General features: G+C 69.5%; 12 protein-coding genes and 1 pseudogene. 9 read left to right on the plus strand and 4 right to left on the minus strand.

The annotated features are described in order from the left end of the window. Positions 1-576 precede the first annotated feature (576 nt). From SACHA_RS0106990 to SACHA_RS0107015, 6 genes are all read left to right on the plus strand, one after another. Positions 577-1,134 (plus strand): M23 family metallopeptidase, encoded by a 558-nt coding sequence (locus SACHA_RS0106990; protein ID WP_028662955.1) that lies wholly within the window; start codon positions 577-579, stop codon positions 1,132-1,134. A gap of 175 nt (positions 1,135-1,309) precedes the next feature. Continuing rightward, entirely contained in the window at positions 1,310-1,909 is a 600-nt protein-coding gene (locus SACHA_RS0106995) for a protoglobin domain-containing protein (protein ID WP_019808296.1), read from the plus strand. Between the two features lie 68 nt (positions 1,910-1,977). Continuing rightward, entirely contained in the window at positions 1,978-2,202 is a 225-nt protein-coding gene (gene vapB / locus SACHA_RS26695) for a type II toxin-antitoxin system VapB family antitoxin (RefSeq protein ID WP_019808298.1), read from the plus strand. Between the two features lie 269 nt (positions 2,203-2,471). Continuing rightward, positions 2,472-3,197, plus strand: a complete 726-nt coding sequence (locus SACHA_RS0107005) for an NUDIX hydrolase (protein WP_019808300.1) — start codon at positions 2,472-2,474, stop codon at positions 3,195-3,197. 3 nt (positions 3,198-3,200) lie between these two features. Then, the gene (locus SACHA_RS0107010) at positions 3,201-4,355 is read left to right on the plus strand and encodes a 5'-methylthioadenosine/S-adenosylhomocysteine nucleosidase family protein (RefSeq protein ID WP_028662956.1); all 1,155 of its coding nucleotides are present in this window, start codon (positions 3,201-3,203) and stop codon (positions 4,353-4,355) included. Next, positions 4,352-6,337 carry a hypothetical protein gene (locus SACHA_RS0107015; protein WP_019808304.1) on the plus strand — a complete coding sequence of 662 codons (1,986 nt, stop codon included), beginning with the start codon at positions 4,352-4,354 and terminating at the stop codon, positions 6,335-6,337. The genes SACHA_RS0107010 and SACHA_RS0107015 overlap by 4 nt, the downstream gene beginning before the upstream one ends. A 144-nt stretch (positions 6,338-6,481) precedes the next feature. Here SACHA_RS0107015 and SACHA_RS0107020 read toward each other — a convergent pair whose 3' ends face one another. Continuing rightward, complete coding sequence (locus SACHA_RS0107020; RefSeq protein ID WP_019808305.1) at positions 6,482-6,688, minus strand: DUF397 domain-containing protein; 207 nt, start codon at positions 6,686-6,688, stop codon at positions 6,482-6,484. A 154-nt stretch (positions 6,689-6,842) separates the two neighbouring features. Continuing rightward, a pseudogene (locus SACHA_RS26030) lies at positions 6,843-7,130 on the minus strand (Scr1 family TA system antitoxin-like transcriptional regulator); the annotation flags it as partial. Between SACHA_RS26030 and SACHA_RS23770 the strand changes: the two are divergent. Then, positions 7,045-7,632, plus strand: coding sequence for a M23 family metallopeptidase (locus tag SACHA_RS23770; protein ID WP_019808307.1), 588 nt, complete (start codon positions 7,045-7,047; stop codon positions 7,630-7,632). The pseudogene SACHA_RS26030 and the gene SACHA_RS23770 sit on opposite strands and share 86 nt — an antisense overlap. Here SACHA_RS23770 and SACHA_RS0107035 read toward each other — a convergent pair. Next, positions 7,608-8,801, minus strand: a complete 1,194-nt coding sequence (locus tag SACHA_RS0107035) for a 4-hydroxybenzoate 3-monooxygenase (RefSeq protein ID WP_019808309.1) — start codon at positions 8,799-8,801, stop codon at positions 7,608-7,610. The two genes, SACHA_RS23770 and SACHA_RS0107035, sit on opposite strands and share 25 nt — an antisense overlap. A gap of 247 nt (positions 8,802-9,048) precedes the next feature. Between SACHA_RS0107035 and SACHA_RS0107040 the strand changes: the two genes are divergently transcribed. Together SACHA_RS0107040 and SACHA_RS0107050 are read left to right on the plus strand one after the other, a co-directional pair. Beyond that, a complete protein-coding gene (locus SACHA_RS0107040; protein WP_019808311.1) occupies positions 9,049-9,801 on the plus strand; it encodes a MerR family transcriptional regulator in 753 nt (250 codons plus the stop codon). Positions 9,802-9,895: 94 nt separating this feature from the next. Next, positions 9,896-10,282 (plus strand): DUF488 domain-containing protein, encoded by a 387-nt coding sequence (locus SACHA_RS0107050; protein WP_019808313.1) that lies wholly within the window; start codon positions 9,896-9,898, stop codon positions 10,280-10,282. Positions 10,283-10,294: 12 nt separating this feature from the next. On the opposite strand, the gene SACHA_RS20740 is transcribed toward SACHA_RS0107050, so the two are convergent. Further along, a partial coding sequence (locus SACHA_RS20740; RefSeq protein ID WP_019808314.1) for a precorrin-6A/cobalt-precorrin-6A reductase occupies positions 10,295-10,783 on the minus strand: 489 nt, incomplete at its 5' end.

Here is a 10,783-nt window from a genome sequence, read left to right on the forward strand (position 1 = left end):
GGTGGATACCCTCGCCGGGTTCGACGCGGAGACGGTGGACATGCGCACCCTGCTGATCGTCGGCTCGTCGCGCACCCGGGTGCGCGAGCAGCCGGACGGCACCCGCGTGGTGTGGACGCCGCGCAGCTATCCCGACTCCACGGGTGAGCATGAGTCCGGGGACTGAGGACACCGGGACGCCGGAGCCTGCTGCGCAGCGACGTCGTGCCGAAGCTGGAATTCGGCCGACGCACGGCGTGGCCCGGCAGGCAATGTGGGGGTGTCCGGAAAAGGACGGCCGTGCGGAGCTGCTGGAGCAGGTTCTCGGCGAGGAGCTGCCGCGCTATGCGGAGGCATTTGACCGACTCGGCCGATGACCACTCCGACGCTGCCGGAAGAGCGGAGCACCGGGCTGGCGCGCCGGGTCGTGGCGACGACGTGTGCTCCGCTCCCGCGCATGGACGCCACGCAGCTGTGCACTTTTCGGTGAACACGGCCCGCACGGGACCGAAGTTGTTTGGTCCGGACCGATCGCCTTGGTGGACTGTGTCCGTGCCGGGACCTCTTCCCGGCACTTCCGACGAGGAGGTGGGCACGATGTCCGACAGGGTGAAAAGAGTGCTGCGTAGGGTGGGTGCGGCGGCATCGACCGCGCTCGCGGCCCCGGCGGTTGCGTTCGGCACGGCCGCACCCGCGTCGGCCGCCGACCACTACTACGCACTGCCGTACCCGGCGGGGGAGGCGTACCAGGTCACCCAGGGTCCGGAAGGAACCTACTCGCACACCGGTCCGTACAACGAGCACGCGTGGGACTTCCGCCTCCCGGCGAACTACGAGGTCTCCGCCGCACAGGCCGGGACGATCGTGTACTCGGGCCGGTCGCCGTACCAGGCCAACGGCATCGAAGTCATCATCCGGCACTCCAACGGCCTGTGCACCCAGTACGCGCACCTCAACCGCGCGCTGCACGACGCCGGGACCCGGGTTCCCCAGGGGCGGGTCGTCGCCTGGTCCGGCAGCACGGGCAACTCCACCGGACCGCACCTGCACTTCCAGGTGATCAACTGCGACACGCGGGTCAGTCAGTACGCCGAGCTCCAGGGTTGGGTCCCGCCGACGGGTTCCTGGCCGGTGAGCGTGAACACCCGCGCCTGACCGGGCGGACCGGCGTGGTGGCGAGAGCGGCGTGTCGGACGCTCACACCACGGCATCCGGCCTCGGCGGTGGGGACGCCGCCTTCCCACCGGCACCGCTACGGGTTTGTCCGTCCCGCCCACGGGCACACCCGGGGTACGGCAGCCACTGTGCGCGGACTCCGAGGAGGGGCGGGATGGCCACCCAGCAGAAGACGATCGACATCGCCGGGTACGACTTCGGCCGCACGGCCACGCGGTCACCGATGACCGAGGAGGACCTCGACCACCTCCTGCAGACCGTCATGTTCACCGACGACGACCGCGCGGCGCTGCGGACGGCCGGTGACGTGCTCGAAGACCAGACCGACCGGGTGCTGGACGTGTGGTACGGCTTCGTGGCCGACCATCCGCACCTGATCGCGTACTTCTCCACCCCCGGTGGGGAGCCGATCCAGCGCTACCTGGACCGGGTGCGGCCCCGGTTCGCGCAGTGGATCCTGGACACCTGCCGCCGCCCGTTCGACCGGGCGTGGCTGGACTATCAGGAGGAGATCGCCCTGCGGCACACCGTCGACAAGAAGAACGTCACCGATGACGTGGACGCCAGCACGCCGATCCCGCTGCGCTACCTGGTCGCGTTCATCTATCCGATCACGGCAACCATGCGGGACTTCCTCGCCGCCAAGGGACACAGCCTCGAACAGGTGGAGAAGATGCAGCAGGCGTGGTTCAAGGCGGTGACCCTGCAGGCGGCGTTGTGGTCACGCCCCTACGCCCGGGAGAATCACGCGTAGCCCTCGGGCGACCTCGCGGGGGGTCGCGTCCGGCTCGTCTGTCAGCATCGGTACCCGGAGTTGGTGCCGTGGGGGAGGTATGGATCCGGGATGTCCCGGAGGGGGTCATCGTTGCGGTCGACGATCGTGCCGCAGAACTGACTGGGGCTGTCCCGGATGAGTATCTCCGCCGCTGCCTGAACCGACACGCCCGCCGCTCTACGGCCGAGGTGCGGACAGCGGACCTTGAGCGGTTCGGGTGGCTCTTCGGAGACTTGGCAGAGCCGGGCGTGATGACGCGCGCTTGGTCGTGACCGGAGCCGGTCACTTCGCCCTGCGGTCCAGAGGTCGACCATCCAGCCAAGCGGCTCTGGTGACATCGCCGGGGCCGCGCGATGGTGGTTCGGTGATCCGCGGCCGCGGTGGACTGCTCTGTTCGTGTGAACGCCGGGACCCACCTGCGGCTCCCTTGGTGCCCTGGTACCGCGGGCTGTACGAGCCCGCCACGACCCCGTTGCGATGTTCGGGGGATTCCCCGTGGAACCCATTCATGTCAGTTTGACAAGAAGGTACGGTCCTGCGCATGTCCGAGCAGCGCTGGTCCGCACCGACCGTCCTCGTGGCGGTCGACCTGGTGATCCTGACGCTCCGCGAATCCCGGCTGCATGTGCTGCTGGTGGAGCGGGGAATCGAGCCCTACCGGGGGAAAAGGGCGCTACCCGGCGGTTTCCTCAACAACCTCGGTGAGGGTCTCGTGGACGCCGCCTACCGGGAACTGCGGGAGGAGTCCGAACTCCGCGATTCGCGGCTGCACCTGGAACAGCTGGGCGCCTACGGCGCTCCGGGCCGGGATCCGCGGGGACGGGTGTTGTCCGTGGCGTATCTGGCGATCGCCCCGGCGCTGCCGGAACCGATCGCGGGCACCGACGCGGCCGGCGCCTCCTGGGTTCCGGTGGACCACGTGCTGTCCGGACAGGTCGAGCTCGCGTTCGACCACCGCGACATCGTGACCGACGGGGTGGAACGGGCCCGCACGAAACTGGAGCACTCCGCACTCGCCACCGCGTTCTGCGGGGAGACCTTCACGCTCTCGGAATTGCAACAGGTCTACGAGGCGGTCTGGGGGACACAGCTCGACCCCCGCAATTTCTACCGCAAGGTGCAGGGGGTCACCGGTTTCGTCGAGCCCGTCGGAAGCGCCCGCAGAACCACGAAGGGGCGTCCGGCGCGGCTGTTCCGTGCGGGCGAGCGCACGGTACTGAATCCGCCGATCATCCGGCCGGAACGGCCGGTGAATGGGGAGGGATAACTGATGTCTGATAACGCGGTGGTGATACTCACCGCCCTGGACGTCGAGTACGAGGCGGTCCGGCAACGATTGTCGGAACCGGATCTGTACCGCCACCCGACCGGGACCCGGTTCGAGGTCGGGACCCTGCCGGGTGGTGTGTGCCGGGTGGCGCTGGCACTGGTGGGGAAGGGCAACCACGCGTCGGCCGTGCTGGCGGAGCGGGCCATCAACGAGTTCGAGCCGGCGGCGGTGCTCTTCGTCGGCGTGGCGGGCGGGTTGTGGCCGAACGTCGCACTGGGCGACGTCGTGTTCGGCACCCACGTCTACGCCTATCACGGCGGCACGAGTGAGGACGACGGACTGAAGGCCCGTCCCCGGGTCTGGGAGGTTCCGCACGAGGTGAACCAGGTCGCCCACCACCTCGCCCGCTCCGGCGACTGGCAGGACCACCACGCTGAGCGGGCCTCCGTTCCTCGTGTGCATTTCGGCGCCATCGCCGCCGGTGAGGTGGTGCACGACTCACGGATCTCGTACGAGGCGCGGTGGATGCGCCAGCACTACAACGACGCCCTCGCGATCGAGATGGAGGCCGCGGGCGTGGCCCAGGCCGGGCACCTGAACGGTTCTCCCGTGGCTGTGGTGCGCGGCATCAGTGACCGCGCGGACGGGAACAAGGCCGCCAGCGACGGGGCGAACTGGCAGGCACGGGCGGCGGCCAACGCGGCGTCGTTCGCCACGACGCTCGCCGCACAACTCAGCGAGGAAGGAGAGGTCGTCACCATGCGGGACCGTCATCATCCGGATCAGCCCGGGTTCACGGTGCACAACAACGCCGCCGGAGCGGGCCAGGTAGGGATTCAGGCCGCGCAGGTCACCGGAAGCACCGTGCACCTCGGTGCCTCGGCGGGGGAACCCGCTCGGGACCTCGTCGCCGAGTTGAGCTCCCTCCGGGAACTGCTGATGCGGAAACGTTCCGCCGGAGACCTGGACGAGGCCACCTACGAGGAGGCCCGGGCCGAGCTGGACATCGCCGACAAAGCCTTGGCGGAACGAACCCCGGAGGGGCAGAGCCGACTGGTGAGGGCTCTGAAGAAGCTGCGCGGACTGATCGAGGAAACCGCGGAGCTGGCGGCGAAGGTCGGGGTACTGATCACTGCGGCGAAGGGACTGTCATGACCACGGCACCCGGGATGGACCCGACGATCCACAACACCGCCGAATCCCATGCCGTGGTCGGCATCCAGGGAGAGACGGTCCGTGACTCGAACGTCTACCTGTACTCAGATCAATCGCCGGAACAGAAGTACCGTGTCGGCACGAGGTATCTGGCCGACGGGGTGCCCACGAGGGCACGCGAGCTGATCGGGGACGCGATCGCCCACCACTACGAGTCCGGCGAGGTGCGTTTCCACTGGCTGTTGGCGATGCTGAGCAAACGCTCCTACCGGGAACTCACCGCCGGAGAGATGGCGCAGTTACGGCAGCTTCCGGAGATGCTCGACCGCTATGCCGACGACGAGTGGAAACACGGTCTGCGGGCCGTGTGCGGGTTGCTCGACTGTCTGGAGGATCCGAAACGCGATTCCGGGCCCGTACTGCGGGAACTGCTCTCCCTCGCGCCGGAGCAACGGGGGCAGATTCTGAAGCATCTGGATATGGTGCTCACCGGACCCGTCCGGGAACGACTCTGGGCCGACACCCGCGACGCCGCCCTGGCGGACAGGTTCGCCGACGACCGGGCCCACCGGGTCTGGACGTATTTCCAGCCCACCCCGGCCCCTCCGCTGCGGGCATACCCGGAACCACTCACGACCACGTCCCAGGACTGGCTGGTGGGCCTGCTCGCCACCGCGCTGGCCGGGATCGGTCTGTTGGGGCTCGGGTGGTTCATGTTCGGCGCGGGACCGGCGGAGGCGATCGCCTTTCTCGTGTTCCTCGCCGCGGGGTCCGTGATCGCCCGGTTCGGTGCGGGGTGGTGGTACCGGAACGAGCGTGTGAAGACCACGGATCGTCAGCTCGCCGGGCCCCCTGGTGTGAACTGGGCCCCGGCCGATGAGTTCGCGGACCGGATCGATCGCCTGTTCAACCATTACACGCACAAGCACGTGCCCGCGAACACCGACCAACAGGCTTGGCTCGCGCAGATCGCGGGGCGCAAGGCCACGATGCGGGACGAGGTCGTGGGCCTGTACCGGGACAGCGGCGCCCGGTACGAGCAGCTGTGGTGGCTCGTCGAGCACATGGTGTTCGATCTCAAGACACGGTGGGAGAACGGGACGTTGTCGGAGTACCGCGAGCGGTACCGCACGCCCGACTCCGACAAGTTCTTCGTCTGGGCAGGCATCCTGGTGGCGATCCCGGCGCTCCTGGTCGTTCTCGGCGCGACCCTCGCCTCCCCGGCCTTCCTCGCGGGGGCGGCCGCGGCGGGCGGTGGATGGTCGGCGGCACACCGGTGGCTGCGCATTCTCACCGAGGGCCGCAGGGTCAGCGAGGAGGAGCAGGACTGCGAGCAGCGGTTCGCGGACCTGCAGGCCGCCTATGAATGGGTGAGGGCCCAGCTGGAGAATCTGCGGCCCACCGAGGCGCAGATGGAGCGGTGGCTGGACTGTGACAAGACCGCTCTCATCGAGGAGGCGATGCAGCACTACCGGATGACCTGGCACGACGTCATCGCCCACACATTCCTGCAGACCCCGGCGCAGCACTACCGACGGGCGAAGATCACGAACGGACCCTGGCGGTATTCCCGGTACGGCCTGCGACTGTTCCTGATCACTATGGACGGGGTCCGGGAGATCAGCACGGAGCTCGACTTCGAGAGTGGCTCGTTCACCGGGCAGCGCCGGCGGAACTTCCGCTTCGACGCCATCACCTCGGTGAACGTGCAGGAGAAGAACCGGGTCCACCAGACCCTGGAGCTGGAACTCACCAACGGCCCACCGGTGCGCATCCAGGTCATGGATCAGGTCGAGGAGTTGTGGGACGAGAATGTGGAGCGGACCTCGGAGCTGACGGTCGAGTCGGCCGGGTTCGCCCACGCCCTGCACATTTTCGAGGGAATCGCGGCCGAAGGGAAGCAGTGGGCCAACCGGCTGCGCAGGTCGACGACGGAACTCACCGAATCCGACCTCCGGGAGCGTCGTCCCGACGACACCTGAGGTGACGGTGGCCCGTGGATCATGGTCGTGTCGCGGCGGGCATCCGGCGAGGGTGCCCGCCGCGACACCGAGCGCCCGCGGTGGAGGGCCGAGCCGGGCGGTCGACGATCAGGCGTCCACACCCGGCGGTGCCCGGATCGCTCATCAGCGCAGGTCGTCGAACTCGCCCGCTTTGCAGCCGTCGATCCAGGCGGCCATCTCGGCGCGGGTGAACAGGACGGTGCCCGCCTCCGGAGCCTTGCTGTTGCGGACGGCGATGCCGCCGTCGTCCAGCGCCGCGACTTCGACGCATTCGCCGCCCGCGTTGCTGAAACTGAATTTGCGCCAGGTGACCGAGGACAGATCCCGCACGCTCGCCTCCTCTTCTACTGGTACTCCTCCAGTATGGCAGCCAGTAGGGACGCCGATTCGGTTTCGGCCAGGGCGGCCGTGCGCAGATCGTCGAACATCGGATGGTGATGTTGTCGGTTTCGGTGGCCTTGACGAGTCGGCGCAACTGCTCGGCCATCACCGCCACCCCACCGACGTACAGGTGCAGCGCGGCTTCGGAGATCACTGCGTGCCGCCGGAAGTAGTTGTCGCCTCGCAGGCGTTTTTGCCGACGCATCCGCGCGGCCACCCAGCGCTCGATGTTGTCCGGTGCGGCCAGTTGTGGGGCGGTGACGTGCGCTGCCCGGGCGTAGTCCTCGGTCTGCAACAGGCCGGGGATGATGACTGGCTCGAACGTGGTCACCGACGTGGCGTCCTCCTCGAAGCCGACCAGTGGGCGGAGCCAGTCCGGCAGGCCGGACACCGCTCACGGGCTGGTGCCGGTTCCGGCCTCGGCCCGCAGCAGTTCCAGCCCGTTGCGCGTCGGCGGGCACCCGCAGTTCGCCGCCGCACAGGCCGGGACGGTCGTGTACTCGGGCCGGTCGCCGTACGAGGCCAACGGCATCGAGGTGTCCATCCGGCATTCCAACGGCCTGTGCATCCAGTACATCCACCTCAACCGCGCGCTGTACAACGCCGGAACCCGGATTCCCCAGGGGAGGGTCGTCGCCTGGTCCGGCAGCACGGGCAACTCCACGGCGCCACATCTGCACTTCCAGGTGATCGACTGCGACACGCGGGTCAGTCAGGACGCCGAGCTCCAGGGCTGGGTGCCGCCGACGGGTTCCTGGCCGGAGAGCGTGAACACCCGCGCCCGAACCCGGGGCCGACGGGCTCGTTCAGGGTGTCCGCGTCGTCCCGACGGGGTGGACCCGCTCCGGCGACGCCGGGACGACACGCCTCACAACGACGGCCAGCCGGTGTAGGCCTCGGCGAGATAGGTGGAGCCGGCGCGCGATTCCACTACCGAGGAGAGCTCACCGAGCTGCCTGCGCACGTCGAAATCGCTCGCCTCGGGCAGCCGGTGCAGCATGCTCGTCATCCAGTAGGAGAAGTGCTGCGCCTTCCACACCCGGGCCAGCGCCCGCGGGCTGTACTCGTCGAGCACATCGGGGTCGTTCTTGCGCACGGCCCGTTCGAGCAGCTCGGCCAGGACGCGGGCGTCCGCCAACGCGAGATTGAGACCCTTGGCCCCGGTGGGCGGCACCGTGTGGGCCGCGTCCCCGGCGAGCAGCATGTTCCCGTACCGCATCGGTTCGCAGACGAAGCTGCGGAACCGCAGCACGGTCTTGTCGACGATCAGGCCCTCGTTGAGCCGCAACCCGTCCTCGCCGGCGACCCGGGCCTGCAGTTCCTCCCAGATGCGGTCCTCGGACCAGGCGTCGACGTCCTCCTCCGGGTCGCACTGGAAGTACATGCGCTGCACCGTCTCGGTGCGCTGGCTGATCAGGGCGAAGCCGCGCGCGGAGTGCGAATAGATCAGTTCCGGCGCGCTGGGTGGTGCCTCGGCGAGGATGCCGAACCAGGCGAACGGATACTCGCGGAAGAACTGCCGCCGTTCCGGCTCGGGAACCTCTTGGCGGCACATGCTGCGCGAGCCGTCCGCGCCGACGAGGAAGTCGCAGCGCACCTCCTGCCCGACGCCGTCGGCGTCGGTGAACCGGATGCCCGGCCGGTCGCTCGTGAGGTCCACGACCGCGGTGTCGGCGCAGCCGTACCGGACGTCCGCGCCGTCCCGTTCGCGTGCCTCGGCCAGGTCGACGAACACGGCGGTCTGCGGGTACAGCCAGGTGGAGGCGCCCACCAGCCCCTGGAAGTCGATCCGGTGGCTCGTCCCGCCGAACCGGAGGTCGATGCCCCGGTGTTCGTGGCCCTCCCGCAGCACGCGGTCCGACACCCCGGAGTCGACGAGCAGGCGGACGCTGTCCCGTTCGAGGATGCCCGCCCGGACGGTCTCCTCGATCTCCCGCCGGGTGCGCCGCTCCACGACCACCGAGTCGATCCCGGCCCGCGCGAGCAGATGCGACAACATCAGCCCCGCGGGACCCCCGCCGACGATACCGACCGTGGTCCGGGTGACGCTGCGCTGTGTCATGGCGGGAATCCTCCGTGTGCTGGGAGCCGGTGCGTGCGGTTGTGCGGCGTGCGGACGCGCCGTGCTGCTCGTCCCTGGCGTGGACGTGCGCTGATCTCATCAGGGTGGTCGCGGCGGGGACAGCCACCACTTTCACTGAGCGGAAACGAGTCCGTGGTGATTCTCCCGGAGGGGGTGCGGGACCGGAATTGACCTTTCCGCTGCGTCAACTTCTAGCGTCGGAACCGACGCGATCGAGGGAGGTCCGATGTCGCGCACCGACGAGTTCGCCATCCAGGAGATCGCCCGTGCGGTCGGGACGACCAGCCGCACCCTGCGGCACTACGACGACATCGGCCTCCTGCCACCGAGCCGGGTCGGCGCGAACGGCTACCGCTACTACGACGCGGCGTCGCTGATGCGCTTGCAGCGCATCCTGCTGCTGCGGCAGCTCGGGCTCGGCCTGCCGACCATCGCCGAGGTGCTGGACGGCGAGCAGGACAGCGGTGTGGCCCTGCGCACGCACCTGCGGTGGCTCGAACAGGAACGTGCGCGCCTCGGCAGGCAGATCGAGTCGGTGCGCACGACCTTGCGCAAACACGAAGAGGGAGAACAGCTCATGGCAGCCGAAGCGTTCGACGGGTTCGACCACACCCGGTACAGGGACGAGGTCGTCGGGAAGTGGGGCCGCGAAGCCTACGACCGCGGCGACCGCTGGTGGAGATCGCTCTCCGCGGACGACCGCGACGAGTTCCGGCGGACCCAACGGGAGATTGCCGCCGACTTCGTCGACGCCCGCGCGCGGGGGCTGACCCCCGACGGCGATGAGGTACAGGCGATCACCCGGCGGCACTACGCGTGGGTGCAGGCGGGCTGGCAGGGCACCGCTCCGTCGGCGGAGGCCTTCACCGGTCTGGGACAGCTCTACGTCGACGACCCGCGCTTCGCGGCGAACTACCCGGACTCGGCGGAGTTCGTCCGGGACGCCATGCGGGTCTACGCCGACCGCAACCTCCGGTGAGCCCGCCCGACGCGGTGGTGCGGGAGCGCGTGCGGGTGCCGGCCGGTGCGCACACACTGGACGTGTCGGATGATCAGGCGATCGGGGGCGGGACATGGCGGTGACGGCGGACGACATCGCGGTGCGTCGGGTCTACGACGCCGACGTCCGGGACGGCTCGGCGCGACGCGGGCGGGTGTTCCTGGTCGACGGCATGTGGCCGCGCGGCGTCCGCAAGGACGAACTCGCGCTCGACGGCTGGCTGCGGGACCTGGCCCCCAGTTCGGAACTGCGGAAGTGGTTCGGCCACCGGGCCGACCGCTGGGCGGAGTTCCGCGAGCGCTACCGGCGGGAACTCGACGACAACCCGGAGGGCCTCGCGACGCTGCGCCAGGCGTTGGAGCACGGCCCGGTCACCCTGCTGTTCGCCACGAAGGAGACCGAGCACAACAATGCCGTCGCGCTGCGGGACTACCTCACCGGCGCCCTGGGCGGGACGTGACGGGGCCGCGGGTCACGCCCCGGCGGCGTGATCCCGGATACGCAGGCCTTCGGCGACCCACGCCCGTGCCCCGTCGACGTCGGTGACCACCGCGACGTCAGGGTGATCCGGCCTGCGCACCATGACCACGGGGATGCCGAGCTCGCGCGCGGCGGTGAGTTTTCCCTCGGTGAGGGTGCCGCCGCTGTCCTTGGTGACCAGCACGTCGATGCGGTGTTCGCGCATCAGCGCGGCCTCGTCCTCGGCGCGGTAGGGGCCCCGGCTGAGCAGCACCTCGATCCGCGGCGGCAGCGGCGGCTCCGGCGGGTCGACGCAGCGGGCGAGGAAGAACACGTCGTCGACCCCGGCGAAGGCGGACAGGCCCTGGCGTCCGCTGGTGAGGAACACGCGTGAGCCGAGTGCGGGTACCAGCGCCGCCGCGTCGTCCAGGGAGTCCACCCGGCGCCAGTCGTCGCCGGGCCCCGGGCGCCAGCCGGGGCGTTCCAGCCGCAGCAGCGGCAC

The sequence above is a fragment of the Saccharomonospora halophila 8 genome (assembly GCF_000383775.1).
GTDB classification, from domain to species: domain Bacteria; phylum Actinomycetota; class Actinomycetes; order Mycobacteriales; family Pseudonocardiaceae; genus Saccharomonospora; species Saccharomonospora halophila.

Coding starts and splice junctions, on each gene's coding strand:
- SACHA_RS0107010 (WP_028662956.1), top strand. CDS start 3,201: ATGTCTGATAACGCGGTGGTGATACTCACCGCCCTGGACGTCGAGTAC.
- SACHA_RS0107005 (WP_019808300.1), top strand. CDS start 2,472: ATGTCCGAGCAGCGCTGGTCCGCACCGACCGTCCTCGTGGCGGTCGAC.
- SACHA_RS0107035 (WP_019808309.1), bottom strand. CDS start 8,801: ATGACACAGCGCAGCGTCACCCGGACCACGGTCGGTATCGTCGGCGGG.
- SACHA_RS23770 (WP_019808307.1), top strand. CDS start 7,045: ATGATGACTGGCTCGAACGTGGTCACCGACGTGGCGTCCTCCTCGAAG.
- SACHA_RS0107050 (WP_019808313.1), top strand. CDS start 9,896: ATGGCGGTGACGGCGGACGACATCGCGGTGCGTCGGGTCTACGACGCC.
- SACHA_RS0106995 (WP_019808296.1), top strand. CDS start 1,310: ATGGCCACCCAGCAGAAGACGATCGACATCGCCGGGTACGACTTCGGC.
- SACHA_RS0107015 (WP_019808304.1), top strand. CDS start 4,352: ATGACCACGGCACCCGGGATGGACCCGACGATCCACAACACCGCCGAA.
- SACHA_RS0107040 (WP_019808311.1), top strand. CDS start 9,049: ATGTCGCGCACCGACGAGTTCGCCATCCAGGAGATCGCCCGTGCGGTC.
- SACHA_RS0106990 (WP_028662955.1), top strand. CDS start 577: ATGTCCGACAGGGTGAAAAGAGTGCTGCGTAGGGTGGGTGCGGCGGCA.